18 protein-coding genes are annotated in these 19,326 nt (G+C 70.6%); 4 read left to right on the plus strand and 14 right to left on the minus strand.

Annotation, left to right across the window (positions count from 1 at the left end; translation table 11 throughout):
- Positions 1 to 184 precede the first annotated feature (184 nt).
- Positions 185 to 814, minus strand: coding sequence for a signal peptidase I (gene lepB / locus ACJ7VY_RS15285; protein ID WP_104939854.1), 630 nt, complete (start codon positions 812 to 814; stop codon positions 185 to 187).
- A gap of 264 nt (positions 815 to 1,078) precedes the next feature.
- On the opposite strand from lepB, the gene ACJ7VY_RS15290 reads away from it, so the two are divergent.
- Both ACJ7VY_RS15290 and ACJ7VY_RS15295 read left to right on the plus strand, forming a co-directional pair.
- The gene (locus ACJ7VY_RS15290) at positions 1,079 to 1,477 is read left to right on the plus strand and encodes a 3-dehydroquinate dehydratase (RefSeq protein ID WP_409475983.1); all 399 of its coding nucleotides are present in this window, start codon (positions 1,079 to 1,081) and stop codon (positions 1,475 to 1,477) included.
- On the plus strand, positions 1,464 to 1,685 hold the full coding sequence (locus ACJ7VY_RS15295; protein WP_240212484.1) for a hypothetical protein: 222 nt from the start codon (positions 1,464 to 1,466) through the stop codon (positions 1,683 to 1,685). The genes ACJ7VY_RS15290 and ACJ7VY_RS15295 overlap by 14 nt, the downstream gene beginning before the upstream one ends.
- A 79-nt stretch (positions 1,686 to 1,764) precedes the next feature.
- Here the strand turns inward: ACJ7VY_RS15295 and dcp are convergent, their stop codons facing one another.
- The 9 genes from dcp to ACJ7VY_RS15340 all read right to left on the minus strand — a co-directional run bounded on the left by dcp (position 1,765) and on the right by ACJ7VY_RS15340 (position 13,791).
- Positions 1,765 to 3,921 (minus strand): peptidyl-dipeptidase Dcp, encoded by a 2,157-nt coding sequence (gene dcp, locus ACJ7VY_RS15300; RefSeq protein WP_409475984.1) that lies wholly within the window; start codon positions 3,919 to 3,921, stop codon positions 1,765 to 1,767.
- 111 nt (positions 3,922 to 4,032) lie between these two features.
- Entirely contained in the window at positions 4,033 to 5,469 is a 1,437-nt protein-coding gene (locus ACJ7VY_RS15305) for a cryptochrome/photolyase family protein (protein ID WP_409475985.1), read from the minus strand.
- 3 nt (positions 5,470 to 5,472) lie between these two features.
- A complete protein-coding gene (locus ACJ7VY_RS15310) occupies positions 5,473 to 6,057 on the minus strand; it encodes a lysophospholipid acyltransferase family protein (protein WP_233996395.1) in 585 nt (194 codons plus the stop codon).
- A 36-nt stretch (positions 6,058 to 6,093) separates the two neighbouring features.
- Positions 6,094 to 6,525: an alternative ribosome rescue aminoacyl-tRNA hydrolase ArfB gene (gene arfB / locus ACJ7VY_RS15315; RefSeq protein ID WP_161614492.1), complete on the minus strand. Its 432-nt coding sequence runs from the start codon at positions 6,523 to 6,525 to the stop codon at positions 6,094 to 6,096.
- Positions 6,526 to 6,581: 56 nt separating this feature from the next.
- Positions 6,582 to 7,526 (minus strand): hypothetical protein, encoded by a 945-nt coding sequence (locus tag ACJ7VY_RS15320; protein ID WP_313248085.1) that lies wholly within the window; start codon positions 7,524 to 7,526, stop codon positions 6,582 to 6,584.
- Positions 7,523 to 9,895 (minus strand): LTA synthase family protein, encoded by a 2,373-nt coding sequence (locus ACJ7VY_RS15325; protein WP_409475986.1) that lies wholly within the window; start codon positions 9,893 to 9,895, stop codon positions 7,523 to 7,525. Before ACJ7VY_RS15325 ends, ACJ7VY_RS15320 begins: the two co-directional genes overlap by 4 nt.
- A gap of 13 nt (positions 9,896 to 9,908) precedes the next feature.
- A complete protein-coding gene (locus tag ACJ7VY_RS15330; protein ID WP_409475987.1) occupies positions 9,909 to 11,189 on the minus strand; it encodes a YaiO family outer membrane beta-barrel protein in 1,281 nt (426 codons plus the stop codon).
- Positions 11,190 to 11,206: 17 nt separating this feature from the next.
- A complete protein-coding gene (locus tag ACJ7VY_RS15335) occupies positions 11,207 to 12,733 on the minus strand; it encodes a glycosyltransferase family 2 protein (RefSeq protein ID WP_409475988.1) in 1,527 nt (508 codons plus the stop codon).
- Positions 12,730 to 13,791 (minus strand): HEAT repeat domain-containing protein, encoded by a 1,062-nt coding sequence (locus tag ACJ7VY_RS15340; RefSeq protein WP_409475989.1) that lies wholly within the window; start codon positions 13,789 to 13,791, stop codon positions 12,730 to 12,732. Before ACJ7VY_RS15340 ends, ACJ7VY_RS15335 begins: the two co-directional genes overlap by 4 nt.
- Positions 13,792 to 13,938: 147 nt before the next feature.
- Between ACJ7VY_RS15340 and ACJ7VY_RS15345 the strand changes: the two genes are divergently transcribed.
- Positions 13,939 to 14,922: a tetratricopeptide repeat protein gene (locus tag ACJ7VY_RS15345; protein WP_312345162.1), complete on the plus strand. Its 984-nt coding sequence runs from the start codon at positions 13,939 to 13,941 to the stop codon at positions 14,920 to 14,922.
- A 68-nt stretch (positions 14,923 to 14,990) separates the two neighbouring features.
- Positions 14,991 to 15,380, plus strand: a complete 390-nt coding sequence (locus ACJ7VY_RS15350) for an MAPEG family protein (RefSeq protein WP_293755744.1) — start codon at positions 14,991 to 14,993, stop codon at positions 15,378 to 15,380.
- A gap of 100 nt (positions 15,381 to 15,480) precedes the next feature.
- On the opposite strand, the gene ACJ7VY_RS15355 is transcribed toward ACJ7VY_RS15350, so the two are convergent.
- From ACJ7VY_RS15355 to ACJ7VY_RS15370, 4 genes are all read right to left on the minus strand, one after another.
- Positions 15,481 to 16,230 carry a pseudouridine synthase gene (locus ACJ7VY_RS15355; RefSeq protein ID WP_409475990.1) on the minus strand — a complete coding sequence of 250 codons (750 nt, stop codon included), beginning with the start codon at positions 16,228 to 16,230 and terminating at the stop codon, positions 15,481 to 15,483.
- 83 nt (positions 16,231 to 16,313) lie between these two features.
- Positions 16,314 to 16,988 (minus strand): Qnr family pentapeptide repeat protein, encoded by a 675-nt coding sequence (locus ACJ7VY_RS15360; protein WP_240212494.1) that lies wholly within the window; start codon positions 16,986 to 16,988, stop codon positions 16,314 to 16,316.
- Positions 16,985 to 18,652, minus strand: coding sequence for a ubiquinone biosynthesis regulatory protein kinase UbiB (gene ubiB, locus ACJ7VY_RS15365; protein WP_409475991.1), 1,668 nt, complete (start codon positions 18,650 to 18,652; stop codon positions 16,985 to 16,987). The genes ACJ7VY_RS15360 and ubiB overlap by 4 nt, the downstream gene beginning before the upstream one ends.
- Positions 18,649 to 19,296 carry an SCP2 domain-containing protein gene (locus ACJ7VY_RS15370; protein ID WP_409475992.1) on the minus strand — a complete coding sequence of 216 codons (648 nt, stop codon included), beginning with the start codon at positions 19,294 to 19,296 and terminating at the stop codon, positions 18,649 to 18,651. Before ACJ7VY_RS15370 ends, ubiB begins: the two co-directional genes overlap by 4 nt.
- Positions 19,297 to 19,326 lie beyond the last annotated feature (30 nt).

Here is a 19,326-nt window from a genome sequence, read left to right on the forward strand (position 1 = left end):
CGGTCGCACGCGGCCGGCGCTGCCTTGCCGGCCCGCCGCGGTCACGATTGGTATTACCAAATGATCCATAACTGCCGGTTCCGGCCCGCACGGCAGGGACAGGCCCCGCGAAGAACGCATTAGATCATGGCAGCGCGCATGTATTGGACAGACCAATCCTGACGCAGAAACGCGTCGGTACCTGCTACAGCGGCCGCCAGGCCGGGCCGCTGCCCCGCCGCCAGTACACCGCCCGCGCCCTGCCGTACACCGCGTCGGCATCCACCAGGCCGAAGAAGCGGCCATCGAGGCTGTTGCCGCGGTGATCGCCGAGCACCAGCAGCTTGCCGGCGGGGATGAGGATGCCGTCGATGTCGGGGCCTCCGCCGGCCGCCAGGTCCAGCGTCACCTGCCGCTCGCCGAAGCGCTCCTGGCGCGGCACGCGGCTCAGCCGCTGGCCGTTGATGCGCAGGTAGCCGTCGTGCAGTTCCACCCGGTCGCCCGCCACCGCCACCACGCGCTTGATCAGCCGCGTGCCATCGACCGGCGAGTCGAACACGGCGACGTCGCCGCGCCGCGGGTGGCCGGTATCGAGCAGGCGCAGTCCGGTGAACGGCAGGCGCAGCCCGTACGCGCGCATGTCCACCATGACCCGGTCACCGGGCTGCAGCGTGGGCTGCATCGAGCCGCTGGGCACCTGGTAGTGATTGGCCAGCGTGTCGCGCGCGGCGCACAGCAACAGCAGCATCAGCGCCAGCGGCGGCGCCTCCCTGCGCAGCCACTGCCACGGCCTCCGTGGCACGTGGCCGGGACGGGCGGACGAATCGACATGCATGGCGCGCTCCCTCCGGATACTGCCGCATGCGACCCCGGCGGCGACCGGCAAGTTCCCGAAGCTACGCATTGTTTACGCCGCCAGCGGCCTGGCTGCATGGCGGTTTTACGCGCCGGCGGCGCATCGTGGCGTCACCGCGCTTCCCGCGCCTGACATCCAGCCATCATGCCTCGTCCCTGCCTGCACCCCACCCCCGCGCCGGCCCACAGGCCGCAGTCGGTCTTCCTGCTGCGCGGGCCCGACCTGCCCGGCAACGCGCCCCACATGCCCGCCCCGCTGCCCGCCGCGGTGCTGCAGTCGGTGGTCAGCCGTGCGCTCGAGGCCGACACCACGCTGGCCCTGCGCGACTGCCGCTCCGAACAGGAACTCATCGAGGCCCTGTGCGTTGCCGACCACGACCCGGCCGACGTCGTGCTGCTGGCGCCCGGTACCTGCGTCTCAAGCGAGCGGCTGCGGCGGCTGTTGCCGCGCCTGCGCAACGCCTATGTCGAAGTACATGACACCGCCGCCGATGCCAACCCAGCGCAGCTGCCGGAAAACGCGGGCCACCGCCTTGCGGTCGCCCACGGGTGCGGCGCGCAGAGCTACGTGCTGGCGCTGGAGGTGGCATTGGAGCACCTGGCCTGCAACGACGCCGGTGAGCGGGTGCATGTCGGCACCTGACGGCGGCACCCGCCACTACGCGGCCGGCTACGAGATCATCGCCGACGGTCACCCCCGCTGGTGGGGCCAGATCGGCGTCAGCGTTGGCGCCGGCGATCTGCCGGGCGACGATCCGCAGGCGCTGCTGCAGCACATCTGCGGGTTGGCGGCGCGCCGGCACGACGCGCTGCCGGCGCAGGTACGCCTGTTGCTGCTGGTGCGCCTGTGAGCGCGCCGCCGGCGGCACAGGCACGAACGGCAGGGTCGCCCCTGCCGTTCGTGCAGCCGGCGGACGCCGGATCGAGCGCTTACTTCAGCCCGCGGTGCTTCAGCAACGGCTCAACGCTCGGATCCTTGCCGCGGAACTCGCGGTAGGCGGTGGCCAGGTCGCGGGTATTGCCGATGGACAGGATCCGGTCGCGGAACACCTGGCCGTTCTCGCGGGTCAGGCCGCCGTGCTCCTTGAACCACTCGAAAGCGTCATGGTCGATCATCTCCGCCCAGAAGTAGGCGTAGTAGCCGGCCGAATAGCCGCCGCCCCATATGTGGTCGAAGTAGCTGCTGCGGTAACGCGGCGGTACCTGCGGCAGGTCGACGCGGTACTGCTTCAGGGCCGCGGCCTCGAACGCATCCACGTCCTGCCGCGGGGCATCGGCGCCCTGCGTGTGCCAGGCCAGGTCGAGCAGCGCCGCGGCCAGGTACTCGGTGGTGGCGTAGCCCTGGTTGAAGGTCCTGGCCCTGGCGATCCGGTCCACCAGCGCCTGCGGCATCGGCTCCCCGCTCTGGTAGTGCTTGGCGTAGTTGGCGAACACCTTCGGGTCCGACGCCCAGTGCTCGTTGAACTGCGACGGGAACTCGACGAAATCGCGCGGCACCGCGGTACCGGCCACGCTCGGGTACTTCGTATTGGAGAACATGCCGTGCAGGGCATGGCCGAACTCATGGAACATCGTGGTGACGTCATCCCAGCTCAGCAGCGCCGGCTGCCCGGCGGCGGGCTTGGTGAAGTTGCACACGTTGTAGACCACCGGGCGGGTACCGGCCAGGCCGTCCTGCTCGACGAACACGTCCATCCACGCGCCACCGGACTTGCTGTCGCGCTTGTAGAAGTCGGCGTAGAACAGCGCCAGCGGCTGGCCGTTGGCATCGGTGACCTCGAACACGCGCACGTCCGGGTGGTAGACCGGGATGTCCTTGCGTTCCTTGAAGGTCAGCCCATAGAGCTGGTTGGCGGCGAAGAACACGCCGTTCTGCAGCACGTTGTCCAGTTCGAAGTACGGCTTGATCTGCGCCTCGTCCAGGTCGTAGCGGGCCTTGCGTACCTGCTCGGCGTAGAAATCCCAGTCCGAGGCCGCGGCCTTGAAGCCGCCGTTCTGGGCGTCGATGACCTTCTGGATCTCGGCCAGTTCACCGCGCGCCTTGGCGGTGGCCGCCGGCACGGTGTCGGTCAGCAGTTTCAGCGCGTTGGCCGGGGTCTGCGCCATCTGGTCGCCGAGGTTGTAGGCGGCATAGTTGGGGAAGCCCAGCAGTTTCGCCTTGGCCGCGCGCAGCTGCGCCAGGCGCTGGATGATCGCGCGGGTGTCGTTGCCGTCGCCCTGCTCGGTGCGGGTCTCCGACGCCTGCAGCACCCGGGCCCGCAGGTCACCGTCGCGCAGCGAGGCCAGCACCGGCTGCTGGGTGGTGTTCTGCAGCGCCAGCACCCACTTGCCGTCGAGCTTGCGGCCCTTGGCCGCCTCCCCGGCGGCGGCGATGTCGCCGTCGGACAGGCCGGCCAGTTTCGCCTTGTCGTCGACCACCACCGCGCCGGCGGCGGTGGCCGCGACCAGCTTGTTGTGGAAGTCGTTGGCGAGCGTGGCTTCCTCGGCGTTGTACTGCTTGAGCGTTTCTTTGTCGGCGTCGTTGAGCTGGGCGCCGGCCTTGACGAAGCCCTTGTAGGTTTCCTCGACCACGCGCAGCTGCTCCGGATCCAGCCCGGCGCCGGCGCGCGCGTCATAGACCGCCTTCACCCGCGCGAACAGCCTGGGGTCCAGGTGGATGGCGTCGCTGTGCGCGGCCAGCTTCGGGATCACCTGTTCCTGGATCTTCTGCCGTTCCGGATTGGTGTCGGCCTGCACCACGCCGAAGAACACGCGGCTGGTGCGGTCGAGGATGGCGCCGGACTTCTCCAGCGGCAGCAGGGTGTTGTCGAACGTGGCCGGCTCGGCGTTGGCGGTGATCCGGGCGATCTCGGCCAGCTGCTGGCGCATGCCTTCCTCGAACGCCGGCAGGTAGTCGCTGTCCTTGATGCGGTCGAACGCCGGCGCCTGGAACGGCAGCGTGCTGGCGCTCATGAACGGGTTGGTCGACGTGGCGGCGGGATGCGCGGCGGTAGCGGTTTCGGCGGTCACGGGGGCAGTAGACTCCTTGCCGGAACAGGCCGCCAGCGCGAGGCTGATGGCGGCGGCCAGGGTGAGGGTACGCGACATGTGATGTGCTCCTGCGGAACGGGGATGCGTGCGATCACGCACCCTACTCCGTCGGCCGCGCGCTGGCATGTGCCGGTGGTGGCGCCTGGGTGTGCCGCCGCTGCCGGCTGCTCAGCCCGCCCGCCCGCCGCGCAGCGCGGCGAAGGCGGCCAGTGCATCGGCGCGGCCCGCGGCCAGGTCCACCTGCGGCCGCGCCGGGTAGCCCGGCGCCAGCCGCCGGGCCAGCTCCGGGTGCTCCCAGGGCGCGAACCGCGCCGGCAGCGGCAGCCGCGCCAGTTCCGGCACCCAGCGCGCGACATAGGCGCCCTCCGGGTCGAACCGGCGCGCCTGGCTGACCGGGTTGAACACGCGGAAATACGGTGCGGCGTCGGCGCCGGTGCCGGCGGTCCACTGCCAGCCCTGGGTGTTGTTGGCCAGGTTGGCATCCAGCAGCGTGTCCCAGAACCAGCGCGCGCCGTGCAGCCAGTGCTGGCGCAGGTGCTTGGTCAGCCAGCTGGCCACCACCATGCGCACGCGGTTGTGCATCCAGCCGGTATGCCACAGCTCGCGCATGCCTGCATCGACGATCGGCACCCCGGTGCGCCCGCGCCGCCACGCCTCCAGCCGCGGCTCGTCGGCCGCCGCCCACGGGAAATCGTCGAAGCGCGGGTCGAGGTTGTGCTCCGGCACCCGCGGGTAGTGGTGCAGCACGTGGTGGGCGAACTCGCGCCAGCCCAGCTCGGCGAGGAAGCGGTCGCGGTCCGGTTCGGCGATGGCATCGCCGGCATCCAGCACCGCCGCGGCGATCCGGCGTATCGACAGCTCGCCATGGTGCAGGTGCGGCGAGAGCCGCGAGGTACCGGCCTCGGCGGCGAAATCACGGCGCTGCGCGTAGCCGTGCACGGCACCGTCGAGGAACGCCTGCATGGCCGCGCGGGCACCGGCCTCGCCGGGGGTGAAGTGCTCCCAGAAGCCCGTATCCCAGGCCGGCACCGGCGCCGGCAGCAGGTCGTCCAGGCGCTCGCCGGGGGGCAGGCCGGGGACGTCCGCCGACGGCAGCCGTGCCGGCGCATCCCAGGTCGACAGCGGCCGCCACTGCGCGCGCGCCGATTTCCAGAACGGAGTGAACACCCGGTACGGGTCGCCCTGGCGGGTGGCCAGTTCCCACGGCTCGAACAGCAGCGCGCCGTTGAAGCTTTCCGCGTGCAGGCCGGCCTGGCGCAGGCTGCGCTTGATGTGCGCGTCGCGCTGCTCGATGGCCGGCTCGTAGCGGCGCGTCCACAGCACCGCCTCGGCACCGGTGCGCGCGGCCAGCGCCTGCAGGGTGGCGAGCGTCGGCCCGCGCGCCAGCAGCAGCCGCGAACCGCGCCGCTGCAGTTCTTCGGCGAGCGCCGCCAGGGCGCGCCGGCGCCACGCGCGCGACGCCGCGCCGGGCGCCCAGTCGCCTTCCTCTTGCGGGGCGTGGATGTAGACCGGCAGCGGCCGCAGGCCGCGGTCCAGCGCCGCACGCAGCGCCGGGTGGTCATCCAGGCGCAGGTCGTCGCGCAGCCAGATCAGTGCGATGCCCATGGCCTACACCGTGCCGCGGTTGCGGCCGATCCACGGCCGGTACCAGTGGCGCACCGCCACCATGTCCGCGTTGTCGTCGCCGCTGGTATGGAACGGCGGGCCGAAGCCGATGACCTTGTCCGGGTAGTGGAAGTACGCCGGCACGATCGGCACCTGCGCCATGCGCGCGATGCGGATGAAGCCGCTCTTCCATTCCTTCACCGGCTTGCGCGTGCCTTCCGGCGCCAGCGCGAACCAGATGCGTTCGCTGCCCTGGATCATCGCCACCGCCTGCCCCACCGTGCCCTGCGGCGAACTGCGGTCCAGCGGCACCACGCCCAGCCGCCGCAGCACCGTGCCCAGCGGCCACCAGAACAGTTTGTCCTTGCCGAGGATGCGCGCCTCGATGCCCAGCGCCATCTTCGCCGCCAGGCCCCACAGGCCGTCCCAGTTGGACGAATGCGGCGCGGCGATGACCACGGCCTTGCGCAGGTCGGGGATCGGCCCGACCACGCGCCAGCCGCCCAGGCGCAGGACCGTGCGCCCGAGCCAGCGCACGAAGCCGCTGCCGCCCACGTGCGGCACGTTCGCGGGAACGGGCGGAACCACCGGCCCCCGGGCCGGCGAGGAAGGGTTGTCCAAGCGTTACTCCCAGTTGCGTTGCGAGCGGCCGCGCTTGACCTGCGCGCGCTCCTTCTTCTGTTCCAGCCGGCGCATCCTGGAGCCGTGGGTGGGCTTGGTCGCGACCCGCGCCTTGGGGACCACCATCCCGGCGCGGATGAACTCCGCCAGGCGCTCGCGCGCATCGGCGCGGTTGCGCTCCTGGGTACGGAAGCGCTGCGCGTCGATCACCAGCACGCCGCCCTCGGTGAGCCGCCGGTCGCGCCGCGCCAGCAGGCGCGCGCGCAGCGGCTCCGGCAGCGACGGCGAGCCGGCCACGTCGAAACGCAGCTCGACCGCGCTGGACACCTTGTTCACGTTCTGCCCGCCGGCGCCACTGGCGCGCACGAAGCGCTCGACGATCTCCGCTTCCGGAATCGCCAGCCGCGCCGAGACCTGGAGGGCTTCACTGACCATCGGCGCATTGTAAGCGCGTCGCCGGCCGCCGCGAGGGGGCACGGCGGCCGCGCGGGCTACAGGTCGGGCCAGTCGCGGGCGGCCCAGCGCCGGTAGGCGCGGTAGTGGTGGATGGCGAAGCCGGCGAACGACGGTTCGGCGCCCAGCGCCTGCTCGACCTTGCGCACCTCGCGCTCGAACACCCTCGGGCCTTCCTCGTGGAAGGTGACCTTGTTGATGTCGTTGGAGGACACCTCCAGCCCGATCACCACCTGCTTGCCGACGCGGTTGGCGTAGGCGATCTCCTCGGCCGCGTGCGAGAGGATGCTGTCGCGACCCTCGGCCTTGTCGCGGTAGTCCATCAGCGCGACATAGTCGTAAATGTCGATGGCATGCTCGCTGACCGGGCGCAGCGTGCCCTTCCATTCCAGGGTGATGCCGTCCAGCCAGAACGGGATGGCCGGGCCCACCTGCAACTGGGCGCCGGACGCGCGTTTGATCCGCATCAGCGCGTCGCTCATGTCCAGGAAGCCGACCAGCAGGCGCTCGCGGGTTTGGTCGTTCCATTCGTCGAGGATGTGCGGCTCGATGTCGAGGTTGACGCCGTCGAAGCGCGCCGCCACCGGCGCCGCGGCGTTGTACTCGACCACCCGCCGGAACATGGCCTCGGCCTCGGCGCGGTAGGCCGGCAGCACGTAGTTCTCGGTGTTGAGGTAGGCCGAGCCCAGCAGCGCGTACACCTTCATGCGCTGCCCGTGCAGGCGCTCGATGAAGGCACGGTACAGCTGCGGCTGGTCGACGATGAGGTTGCGGCCGCGGTAGGCGTCGGCGTACAGGTACACCGTGTCGATATGCTGCGACTTGAGGTAGGCCACCGCCTCCTCGGCCACGGCCGGATCCTCGACCATCGCATAGGACTCCGCCTCCCAGGTCCAGATCGCGCGGCTGGCGCCGGCGGATGCCGCCAGCGGCAGGACGCACAGAACCAACAGCAGGCCCAGACTGATGCGCAGGTGTGTCACGGCGAGGTTCCCGTTGCGTTGACCGCGTCCACCGGCAGGCGATAGCGCCCCTGCCCGATGGCCTTGCCGGTGTCCGGATCGGACGGAAACACGGAGACATAGCAGCGCGCGCTGCAGGCGTCGGGCCGCGGCAGCTGCAGTTGCACCTGCTGCCGTCCGCCCGCGGGCAAGGCCAGCGCCTGGCCGTACACTTCGTGCAGTTCGCTGCCGTCGGCGGCGGTCAGCACCGCCAACGGCACGAACGTGCGGCTGGGTGCGCCGTCGCCATTGCCGAACACCATCGACAGGCGCAGGCCGTTGCCGGCCGGCACCACCTGCGCCGATTCCATGGACAGCCCGGCCATGGCCGGGCCCGCCGGTGCCTGCACCTGTATCTGCGGCGCGGCCTGGTAGGCCACCAGCGCCGGTCTGGCCGCGTCCGGGTCCAGCGCCTGCTGTTGCATGAAGATCGCATTGGCCTGCGTGTAGCGCTGCAGGCGCGCATTGGCCCACGCCAGCAGCGACGCATCATCGACTTCGGCCAGGTGCATGCCCTCCTGCAGCTGGTACAGCTTGCCGTCGTACAGCCACCAGCGGTCGGCCAGGTACTCCACCGTGCTGGTCTTGGTCTGCTTCAGCGGCAGCGCGTGGATGTTGCGGAACGTGTCGGCCATGTCCAGGCCGGTGCCGAGCCACGGCGTCCGCGCCGGTCGCTTCAGCCCATAGGTGTTCGACAACAGGGCCAGCAGCGACGGCGTCACGTCCAGCTGCGACGAAACCGCGCGGATGCGCGCGGCGCGCTTGAGCAGCGGCGAGAAGATGATCAGCGGCACGTGGTAGCGATCGACGTGCTCGCCCATCGGGATTTCCGGCAGGCGATGGTCGCCGGTGATCAGGAACACGGTGTTGGCATACCACGGCGCCTTGGCCACTTCGTCGAAGTAGCGGCGCAGCTGGTCGTCGGTGTAGAGGATGCTGCTGTAGATGTCCGCCTGCGCCTGGTAGGACGGCAGCTGCGCCTCGGGAATCCGCAGCTGGGCCAGGCGCTGGGCGAACTGCGCGCGGTAGGCGTCCTGGCCGGGGAAGCGGTAGCTGGTGTGCATGGTGATGGTCTGCATCGCCAGCAGGAACGGCGGCTGCAGGCGGCCACTGTCGGCCAGCACCCGCGACACCAGCTCCTTGTCCGGGTAGCCCCAGGTACTGAACGGGTTGCGCGCGTAGCCCGGACCGAAGGAGTTCATGTCCACCAGCGTCTGCACCTGCTGCAGGCGCATGTAACCGCTCTCGTTGTCGAAGCCGGTGTCGGTGCCGTTGTAGAAGGCGGTGTGGTAGCCCTGCTGGCCGAGCACGCTGAACAGGCCCGGATGCGGCGGCATGCGGTCGCCCAGCGCGGTGAACCCCTGGTCGGCGAACGGCGCCGAGCCCAGCAGGCTGGGCAGCACGCCGAAGGTACGGCCCTGGTTGGCCAGGAAATTGTCGAAGTACAGGCTGCGCGTCGCCAGCTCGTCGAGGAACGGGGTGAAGCTGCCCAGCGTGGCCTCCGGGCCGGAGAACGAGCGCCCCAGCCCCTCCACCACGATGACCACCACGTTCGGCGGGCGGCCGTCGGCAGTGGGCGAGAACCAGGGACCGAGCGTGTCCGGCGTGCGTTCGTCGTGCAGGAACGGGTAGTGCGGATCCAGCGCCGGCTCGCCGGGGTCGGCGGCCGCGCCCGCGCCGCCGGCCGCGGCAGGCGCGGCACTGTCCTGCCAGCGCCATACGTCGGCGCCGAACCAGGCCAGCTTGTTGCTGGCCAGTCCGCGCGCCGGTTCGTCCTTCAGTGCCGCGGCGCCGGCCGGCAGCGGTACCAGCCAGGCCAGCAACCCGGCCACCAGCAGCAGCGTGGTCCACAGCACCGAGCCACGCGCATCGCGCCGCACCCACCACCACAGCCCGGCCCACAGCGCCAGCAGCGGCAGGCCGATGGCCAGCACGGTGCCGGCATCCAGCGGCGCCCCGTCGCCAAGCGCGGTGCGTATTTCGGCCAGGCTGTAGCCGAACAGGTCCGCGCCCAGCGGCACGCGCGCCACCTGGTAGTACTGGTCGAGCATGCCCTGCACGATGATCAGCAGCGACCAGGGCACGGCCACCGCCACCGCGCGCAGCAGCGGCCGCCGCAGCGCCAGCAGCGGCAGCGACAGCAGCAGCAGTACCGGCACCGTGCGCAACAGCACCAGCAGCGCCTGCGCCAGCGCGACCCCGGCGACCGTCCACTTTTCCTCGCTGCTCCACGCCATGCCGGCGCTGCCGCCGATCACGCTGGCCGCGACCAGTACGCACTGCGCCAGCAGCAGCGCCCGGAAGCCGGAGGAGAACCGCGGGTACGCACTGCCCTGGCGTCCGGTGTTCATCGATGCACTCCCGTCACCAGCGCGAATAGACCGACAGCGACAGCCGCTTCTCGGCAAAGCCACCGTCGTCGTCGGCATAGCCGGCGCCGAGCTTGAGGCCCCAGTGCGGCGCGAAATAATGCATCCAGGCAACACCGACCGCGGCATTGCTGTTGCGCACCACGGTGCCGAAACGGTCCATGTCGGTGCTGCGGCCGGTGCCGGCGTTCACCTCCCAGTAGTCGTCCGCATCGCCGCGGTAGTAGTTGCGCAGCAGCACCCGGTGGCTCCAGCTGCCCGAGCCCACGCCCGGCACGTGCTGCAGTTTGTAGCGGCCATACCAGTTGCCGACGTAGCGGCCCACGCCGATGCCGTAGAACTCGGTGTTGCCGGAGAAGCGCAGGTGGTCGACGCTGGCCGACAGCTCCCAGCCACTGCCCACGCCCTGGAACACCTCGGCGCGCCAGGCCTGCTTCGGCAGCACGCCGGCCGACGGCCCCTGCTGGTAGCGCAGGTTGGCGTAGGCGCGGGTCCACAACGGCACGTAGCCATCCAGCGCCCAGGCGGTGTCGTTGCGGCCGAAATGGTCGGCGCGCAGCAGTTCCAGGCCCAGCGAACCACGCTCGAAGTAGCGGCGCAGCGTCAGGTTGGCGTCGTTCCAGCTCTGCCGCCCGCCACTGAAGCCGGTGTGGTCCCAACCGGCATTGGCACCCCACCTGTAGCCGCCGGCGATCATCGCGTCGGGGTTGGCTGTGCGCGGCAGCAGGCTCTGCCGCAGCGAATCGACCTCGGCCGGATCCGCGCCCATCGCCAGCGCGGCATCGAAGTCGGCGCGCGCCGCCGCGGGCTGGCCGGCGTCGCGCAGCGCACGGCCACGCGCGATCCGCGCCTGCGGGTCCTGCGGCGCCAGTTCCACCCAGCGCGCGTAGGCGTCCACGGCCTGCTGCGGGCGGTCGCTCCAGCGGTACAGGTCGCCCAGTGCCGACCACGCGTCGGCGTAGCCGGGGCTGGTGCGTACCACGGTGCCCAGGTCCGCCTCGGCGGCCGCGTACTGGCCGTCCCAGGCATAGGTGCGGCCGCGCGCCAGCAGCAGGTCGCCGTTGCCGGGGTGTTCGGCCAGCAGCGCGGTGTAGCGCTCGATCGCCTCGGCGCGCTGCCCGCCGGTGGCCAGGCCGCGGATCTGCGCCATCTGCGCGGTGAGGCTGTCCGGCGCGCCGTCCTGCGCCAGCGCCGGGCCGGCCATGACGGCCAACGCCAATGCCAGGCCCTTTGCCAGCGACCGGTGGGGGGATTGGAAACGCGATGACTCGGCCACGGGAATATTCCTGTTGGTCACGGGGTGGGTCCGCCACGGTCCGGGCGGAGGGGGGCTGCCGGCACCGCGGCCGGCGGCAGGTCGTCTTCCGGCAGCTGCTGCCAGGAGCCGTCGCGCTGGATGCGGCCCCAGCCATGGCGCTTGCGCGGCCGCAGCAGCCAGTTGACGGTGCCGGCCAGGCGCCACAGCGAGTTGATCTGGCGGTAGCCGAAGTTCTCCAGCACCGCCACCACGAACAGCCGCAGTTGCTGGCGCGGGCGCGCATACAGGCCGAAGGACAGCTCCTCCAGCAGCATGGCGTTGACCGACAGCAGCACGCCCATGCCCACCGCCGCGACCAGGAACACCAGGAACACATCCAGCGGCACCAGGCCGAGGATGGCCAGCGAGATCATCGCCACGTAGCCGATGACCTCGATCGCCGGCCCGAAGAACTCGAACAGCAGCATGAACGGGAAGGCGATCCAGCCGACGACGCCGCCGCGGCGGTTGAACATCAGCGACAGGTTCGACCACAGGCTTTCGGCCAGGCCGTACTGCCAGCGCATGCGCTGGCTGCGCAGCGACTTCAGGTCGGCCGGCACCTCGGTCCAGCACACCGGGTCGGGCACGAACACGATGCGGTAGTCGCGGCCTTCCCTGCGCAGGCTGCGGTGCATGCGCACCACCAGGTCCATGTCCTCGCCCACGGTGTCGGCGCGGTAGCCGCCGACCGCGACCACGCGCTCCTTGTAGAACACCCCGAACGCGCCGGAGATGATCAGCAGTGCGTTCATCGGCGACCAGCCCACGCGCCCGAACAGGAACGCGCGCAGGTACTCGACCAGCTGGAAACTGGGCAGCCAGCGGTCGGGCAGGCCGATCCGCGACAGCTGCCCGTCGCTGACGGTGCAGCCGTTGAGCACGCGCACCACGCCACCGCTGGCCACCACCCGGCGGTCCTCGAGGAACGGCCGCACCACCCGCGACAGGCTCTCCGGCTGCAGGATGCTGTCGGCATCCATCACGCAGAACAGCGGATAGCGCGCGCAGTTGATACCGGCGTTGATCGCATCGGCCTTGCCGCCGTTGGCCTTGTCCACCATGCGCACGCGCGGATGGGTCGGCGACGCGTAGACGCCCTTCACCGCCTCGGTCTTCAGCCGCGCGCGGTAGGCCTCGGGCACCATCACCAGGCCGAACGCATCGATCAGCGCCTCGCGGGTACCGTCGGTGGAGCCGTCGTTGATCACCACGATCTCGTAGTCCGGGTAGCAGGTCTTGAGCAGCGAGCGCACCGAGGACACCACCGATTTTTCCTCGTTGTGCGCCGGCAGCAGCACGCTCACCGGCGGCTGGTACTCGCGCAGCGCCTCCGGCAGGTAGTTGGCGCGGTGCTCGCGCATGTAGCGCACGATCTGGTACGCCGAGATGTAGTTCAGCACCAGGTACGCCAGGTTGATGGCCACGAAATAGGCCATGAAGAACCATTGCAGCGAAACCATCAGGTGCACCCACGGCACCTGGTAGAAATGATCGAGGACCATCTGCCAGTAGGTGTTCATGCCTTGATCCCCAGGCGGTGCTCGGACAGCACGTGGTCGATGATGTCGCGGCCATAGGCGTCGGCCAGCCGCTCCTTGATCTGCAGCAGCGCCTGCTGGCCCGCGCCGGGCAGCGCCAGCAACGCCTGCGCGGTGCGGTAGCGCACCCACCAGACACTGTCCGACAGCAGCGGTTCCAGCAGGCCGCGGTCGCCCGGCTCGCCCATGCGTCCGAGCGCCGCGGCCGCGTGCATGCGTACGTGCCAGCGCGGCGAATCGAGGAAGCGCCTGGCCCGCTCGCGGTCCTGCGGGTCATTGAGCAGCTGCAGGCATACCGAGATGACGTGGTCGTCCACCTGCGCGTCGAGCAGCTGCCGCACCACCCCGGCCGCCTGCGCGGGGGCGATGCGCGCCAGCAGGCGCACCAGGGTAGCGGCCGTGTCGGTGTTGGCGCGCAGCAGCACGCTGGACAGCTCGCGCGCCGCGCTGCCGTCGTGGTTGTCGGTGAGGATCCGCGCCACGCTGCCCGGGAACCAGTCCTCGCGCGAAGCGATCATCGGCACGAACAGCGCCATCGCCCGCGGCGGGTCGATCTGCGCCAGCGCGCGCGCGGCGCACAGTGACACGATCGGGCTGGGGTTCTCGAGGAAGCCGGACAGCTCGTCGAACAGCCGCGGGTCGCGCAGGTGGCCGAGGGCGATGATCGCCATCGCGCGGTCGTGGTAGCGTCCATCGAGTTGCCGGCGCGCGGTCTCGACCAGTCCGACCCGCTCGCCCAGCGCCGCCAGCCGGCGCGAATCGGCCTCGGGCAGCGATTCATGGATCGTGTTCCACGCCTCGATGAACCCGTGCGCCTGGCGCGCGTCGAACCGGCGCAACGGCGGGGAGGCGCCGGCCAGCTCCTGTTTCAGTACCTGCATCCAGTGCTCGCGCTCGCGGAAATCGCGCCTTTCCCGCCGCAATGCGCGCATCCTCAGCAGCACGACCCCGGCCAGCAGCAGACAGGACATCGTGATGGTCAGCACCGCAACCCAGAATGCAATCACCACTACCGGCGAACCGTGCAAAAGACTGTCCATGTTCATCTCCCTGTCACAGAAGCGGCATCCATGTCCGCGTTGAAATATCTCTAGGCTAATACCGGCAAAAAGACGCAAAGTTTTTGTGACTTGAGTCACAATAATCACACATGCTCACCAACGTGCAACTGCATCGGGAGTGGGAAGATGAAGAAATCGTTAAGAAACAAGCTGCTGATCCTCGGCGCATGCCTGGCGCTGCTCGGCGGTGCCGCCGGCGTCTGGGTCCTGCTGCACCCGGCCAGCTTCGTGGTGCAGCCGTGGCGCGCCCAGCAATCGGTGACCGGTGCGCGCTTCGTGTTCGGTCCCTACCCGGTGGATGCGGACATGCACCGGCTCAAGGCCGAGGGCATCACCACCATCATCAGCCTGCTCAACCCGCAACTGCCCTACGAGGCGGCGTTGCTCGACGATGAGAAGGAACGTGCCGCGCGCCTGGGCATGCGGGTGCTCAATTTCCCGATGGGCAGCATCCTCGGGCAGCGCTTCGGCGCCGACTACGAACGCAACTCGCGCGCCGCGGCCGACGCCGCCATCGCCAGCCCGGGCACGGTCTACATCCACTGCTATCTGGGACTGCACCGCGCCGCCAGCGTGCGCGATTACCTGGAGCAGCACGCCGGCCAGGCCGCCACCAGCGAGTTCGACGGCTCGCTCGAACACGGGCGCAGCGAACGACAGCTGGCCAACGAACGCGCCCAGGGCCTGTACGAGCAGGACGACTATGCGGGCGCCCTGCGCGAACTGGCCACCGTGCAGCCGATGGACTATGCCGCGTACGTGCTCACCGGCTGGGTCCAGCTGCGCCGCGGCGAGAACGTGCTGGCGCGCGATGCGTTCCGGCGGGCCACGCTGATGCCCGACCCCAAGGCAGACGCCTGGGGTGGCCTGGGCTTCGCGCTGCTGCGCCTGGACGACCTGGAGGGCGCGTCCACCGCGTTCGAGCAGGCGCTCAAGCTCTCGCCCGACGACAACGACGCGATGCAGGGCATGGCCCAGGTGCTCTACCGGCAGGACCGGACGGAGCAGGCGCGCGCCCTGCTCGAGCGGCTGCACGCCCAGGCCCCGGACAACGCCGAGGTCAATGCGCTGCTGGAGCGGCTGAAGCAGCCGGCGGACGCTTCCCGCTAGGCCGGGCGGGGAGCCGACAACGGGCGGCGGCATCGGCTAGGCTGCACCTTTCCCGGAAGGAGCAGCCCATGTCGAGCGCTTACTGGTGTGTGTTGATCGCCGCGATCCTGCCTTACGTCTGGGTGGCGGTGGCCAAGATGCGGCCCGGCTACAACAACCGCAATCCACGCGCCTGGGTCGCCAAAAGCGACAACTACCTCGTGCAGCGCGCCAACGGCGCGCACCTGAACGCGTTCGAGAACTTCGCCCCATTCGCCGCCGGCGTGATCCTGGCGCAGCTGGCCGGCGTGGACCCGGCGACGGTCAATCCGCTGGCCATCGCCTTCGTGGTGTTCCGCGTCCTGCATGGCGTGCTCTATGTCGGCGACAAGCCGTTGCCGCGCAGCCTGGCGTGGCTGGGCGGCTTCGCCTGCAGCGTGGCGCTGATCGTGCTGGCCGCGCTGGCCGCCGGCCGCTGATCCAGCGGCGCTTGCCGGCCACCGGCAGAGGCATCCAGCGCCGCCGCGGAAGGCCGCTTTGCCGGCTCGCGGCTGGGCCCACACGCGGCGGCTTGCCGGATCAGTCGCGCCGCGGGTCCAGCGCGTCCTGGTCCCAGCCCAGCAGCGCGAACGCCTTGCGGAACTCCGCGTCCAGCGGCGCCTGCACCTCGATGCGGCGCCCGTCCTGCGGGTGCGGGAACGACAGCCGCTGCGCGTGCAGCAGCATGCGGTGCACGCCGTGCATGCGGAACGTGCGGTTGTGGCGGCCGTCGCCGTGGCTGGTGTCGCCGATCAGGTGGTGGAACACGTGTTTCAGGTGGCGGCGGATCTGGCGGAAGCGCCCGGTCTGCGGCTGGCAGCGCAGCAGCGCGTAGCGCGAGGTCGGGAAGCCGTTGGACGGCACCGGCAACTCGCCGGTGAGCAGTTTCTGGAAGTGGGTGACGGCCGGCTTCTTCAGCGGCTTGCCGGGGCCGCCGTCGAGGTCGTGGTCGACGCTGAAGGCGTCCTCCGCCGGCCAGCCGCGGCACACGGCCAGGTAGTCCTTGCCGACGTCGCCGCCCATCAGCGTCTTGCCCAGCGCACTGGCGGTGTCGCGGTCGAGGGCCAGCAGCAGGCAGCCGCTGGTGGCACGGTCCAGGCGGTGGATCAGGAAGATCGGCCGGCCCAGCTGTTCGCGCAGGCGGTCGGCGAGGAAGTCGTCCTCGCCGCGCGCCAGCTTGCTGTCGTGGACCATCAGCCCGGCCGGCTTGTCGACCACCGCCAGCCAGTCGTCGGCGTACAGCACCGGCAACGTCCGGTCGGGCAGCGATGGCGTGGTGTCGTGATCCATGGTTCGGCATACCTGCTCGGGCACGCCCTGCGCGCCCGGTTCGTGGAAGCCCCGTTGCAGCGGAGCGGGGAAGACGCCGGGCGTCAGGACTTCATCGGCGCGACGGTGATGCCCATGCGCAGCATCAGCTGCGCGACCTGCAGGGTGTCCAGCCGCGCACCTTCCAGGTCGACCACGCGCAGGTCCAGATCGCCCAGTTCCGAGGCGGTCAGGTCGCAGTGGGTGAAGTCGGCCGAGCGCCAGTCCAGCGCCGAGAAATCCCCGCCGGACAGGTCCGAGCCGCTGAAGCTCGCACCGGCGACGTTGGCGCCGGTCCAGCGGTTGTCCGGCAGCGCGCACTTCTCCAGCGTCACTCCGGAAAAATCGGCATAGGCAAGATTGGACTGGCGGATCACCGCGCTGCAGAACCAGCTGCGCGCGGTGATCTGGTTCATGAAGCTGGCCCTGGAGAAATCCGCGCCCTGCGCCCGGCATTCCACGATCTCCAGCCCGAGCGCCTTGGCGAAGGCGAAACCGCACAGGCTCAGGTCGCACTGGCGGAAACGGGCCTCCTTGAGCTGGGCGCCGTTGAAGCGGCAACCGGCCTGGGTGTCCGCATCGTAGAAAACGCAGTTCACGAACGTCGTGCCGGTCAGGTCGGCACCGGAGAAATCGCAGTTGCGGAAATGCGTGCTGGCGACCGTGGCACCGGTGAAGCGGTCCCGGTCGATGCGCGCGTTGCTGACGACCGTGGCGGCCGTGGCGGCGCCGGCGCTCATCGCCGCAGCCATGCCGAGGCCAGCGCCAGCGCACCCACGCCGCCGCTGATCCACGACCACAGCGGCACCGTGGCCCACTGCGGGCCGCCGGCATGCAGGCCGTGCAGCAGCGCCGCCACCACCAGCAGGCCGGCACCGGCCACCGCGGTGACCACGCGCCGCTGCATGCGCTGCAGGGTGTGGTCGAGGTTGACGATGTCGCGCGAGCGCATCGACAAGACATGCTGGCCCTCGACCTGCTGGCGCAGCCAGGCATGCACCAGCACCGGCATGTCCGGGGTGCGGGTCATGATCTCCGGCAACCGGCGGCGCAGTTCCCGCAGCGCGCGGCGCGGGCTGTAGCGCTCGCGCAGGATGCGCTCGAGCACCGGCCGGGCCACCGCCCAGATGTCGATCTGCGGGTCGAGCTGGCGGCCCACGCCCTCGATGTTGAGCAGGGTCTTCTGCAGCAGGATCAGCTGCGGCTGCAGGGTCAGCTGGTAGCGCTGCGCGGTGCGGAACAGCTTGAGCAGCACTTCGGCCAGCGAGATCTGCGACAGCGGGCGGGTGAAGTACGGTTCGCACACCGCGCGCACCGCCGCCTCCAGGTCGTCGATGCGCACCGTGGCCGGCATCCAGCGCGCCTGCACGTGCAGTTCGGCGATGCGCCGGTAGTCGCGGTTGAAGATGGCCATGAAGTTCTCGGCCAGATAGTACTGGTCCTCTTCCGAGAGCTGGCCCATGATGCCGAAATCCAGCGCGATGAAGCGCGGGTTGTCGCGCCGCGCCGGGTCGGTGTCGACCCAGATGTTGCCGGCGTGCGCGTCGGCATGGAAGAAGTTGTCGCGGAACACCTGCGTGTAGAACACGCGCACGCCCTTGGCGGCCAGTGCGCTGCGGTCGATGCCGGCCGCGTCCAGCGCGGCGATGTCGTCCGAGGGAATGCCCCAGACCCGCTCCAGGGTCAGCGCGCGCTCGGCGGTGTGGCTCCAGATCACCTCGGGCACGTACAGGTCGTCCGAGTCCTGCCAGAAGCGGCGCAGCACGCTGGCGTTGGCGCCCTCGCGCTGCAGGTCCAGCTCGGCGGCCAGGGTGGTCTCGATCTCCGCCACCACCTCGCGCGGGCGGATCTTGTCCGCACGCGGGTGGGTGCGCTCGACCAGCGCGGCCAACGAACGCAGCAGCGCGATGTCGGCGTCGATCTGCCGTTCGATGTCCGGGCGCAGCACCTTGACCACCACCTGGCGGCCGCCGGCCAGGGTGGCCGCGTGCACCTGCGCGATCGAGGCCGACGCCAGCGGCACGGTGTCGAAGCTGGCGAACGCCTCGGCGACCGGCCGGCCCAGCGCCTGCTCGACGATCTGCCGCGCGCGCTCGCCGTCAAACGGCTGCACCCGGTCCTGCAACAGCGTGAGTTCGACCGCCACGTCCGGCGGCACCAGGTCGCGGCGGGTGGACAGGATCTGCCCGAACTTGACGAAGATCGGCCCCAGCTCCTGCAGCGCCAGGCGCAGGCGCGCGCCGCGCGGCAGCGAGGCGATGTCGCCGCGCGCGCGCGGCACGAACGGCCTGGCGATGCGCAGCCAGCGTTCGGCCGGGGTACCGTCGAACAGGTCGTCGAGCCGGTAGCGCAGCATCACCCGGCCGATGCGGCTAGCGCGGAACATCGCGCGGGTCGCCTTCATGACCGGCCCCCGCTGCGCAGCCTGGCCACGCGCGCGGCCAGGCGTTCGACGTCGTCGCGGATCGCATCGACGTCATCGTGGAAAGCATCCAGTTCGGCCCGCGGCACCACGTCGCGCGATTCCTCGGTCACGTATTCGGCCGCGGTCCGGGCCAGGTCGGTGGCGCTGCGACGGGCCTGCACCAGCGCCGCGCGCAGGGTCTGCGCCACCTGCACCCCCAGCACCTCGCCGAACACCGCCACGAACGGCTGCTGCCAGTCCGGATCGAAACGCGTGGCCAGCTGCTGCAGGCGCCGCGCCAGTTCGGCGTCGCCGGATACCTTCACCCGCCCGGCCGGTGCCGCGCCGGCGCTGCGCCGCGCGTTGGCCAGCAGCGGCAGCTGCGCCAACACCCCGCCCAGGGTGCTGCGCACGGCCAGGTCCGGCTCCTGCGCAGCGTCCACCGGGCCGACCGTCAGGCGCTGCCCGGCCACCCCGATCTGCAGCGCCAGCGCGGGCGACTCCAGGGTCAGGGCGATGCGCCGGCCGTCCAGTGGCGCCAGCGCGGCGCGGGTATCGGGATCCAGCGCCAGCGCACGGTTGAGCGCCGTTTCCAGCGCGCGGCCGGCCAGCGGCTTGATGAACTTGAAGGGGGATGCAGGCATGCGCGGCATTCTACCGAAGCGGGAACGCGG

This window comes from Stenotrophomonas sp. Y-13 (assembly GCF_046267925.1).
Lineage (GTDB): Bacteria > Pseudomonadota > Gammaproteobacteria > Xanthomonadales > Xanthomonadaceae > Stenotrophomonas > Stenotrophomonas acidaminiphila_A.

Coding starts and splice junctions, on each gene's coding strand:
- lepB (WP_104939854.1), bottom strand. CDS start 814: ATGCATGTCGATTCGTCCGCCCGTCCCGGCCACGTGCCACGGAGGCCG.
- ACJ7VY_RS15290 (WP_409475983.1), top strand. CDS start 1,079: ATGCCCGCCCCGCTGCCCGCCGCGGTGCTGCAGTCGGTGGTCAGCCGT.
- ACJ7VY_RS15295 (WP_240212484.1), top strand. CDS start 1,464: ATGTCGGCACCTGACGGCGGCACCCGCCACTACGCGGCCGGCTACGAG.
- dcp (WP_409475984.1), bottom strand. CDS start 3,921: ATGTCGCGTACCCTCACCCTGGCCGCCGCCATCAGCCTCGCGCTGGCG.
- ACJ7VY_RS15305 (WP_409475985.1), bottom strand. CDS start 5,469: ATGGGCATCGCACTGATCTGGCTGCGCGACGACCTGCGCCTGGATGAC.
- arfB (WP_161614492.1), bottom strand. CDS start 6,525: ATGGTCAGTGAAGCCCTCCAGGTCTCGGCGCGGCTGGCGATTCCGGAA.
- ACJ7VY_RS15325 (WP_409475986.1), bottom strand. CDS start 9,895: ATGAACACCGGACGCCAGGGCAGTGCGTACCCGCGGTTCTCCTCCGGC.
- ACJ7VY_RS15335 (WP_409475988.1), bottom strand. CDS start 12,733: ATGAACACCTACTGGCAGATGGTCCTCGATCATTTCTACCAGGTGCCG.
- ACJ7VY_RS15340 (WP_409475989.1), bottom strand. CDS start 13,791: ATGGACAGTCTTTTGCACGGTTCGCCGGTAGTGGTGATTGCATTCTGG.
- ACJ7VY_RS15345 (WP_312345162.1), top strand. CDS start 13,939: ATGAAGAAATCGTTAAGAAACAAGCTGCTGATCCTCGGCGCATGCCTG.
- ACJ7VY_RS15350 (WP_293755744.1), top strand. CDS start 14,991: ATGTCGAGCGCTTACTGGTGTGTGTTGATCGCCGCGATCCTGCCTTAC.
- ACJ7VY_RS15355 (WP_409475990.1), bottom strand. CDS start 16,230: ATGGATCACGACACCACGCCATCGCTGCCCGACCGGACGTTGCCGGTG.
- ACJ7VY_RS15360 (WP_240212494.1), bottom strand. CDS start 16,988: ATGAGCGCCGGCGCCGCCACGGCCGCCACGGTCGTCAGCAACGCGCGC.
- ubiB (WP_409475991.1), bottom strand. CDS start 18,652: ATGAAGGCGACCCGCGCGATGTTCCGCGCTAGCCGCATCGGCCGGGTG.
- ACJ7VY_RS15370 (WP_409475992.1), bottom strand. CDS start 19,296: ATGCCTGCATCCCCCTTCAAGTTCATCAAGCCGCTGGCCGGCCGCGCG.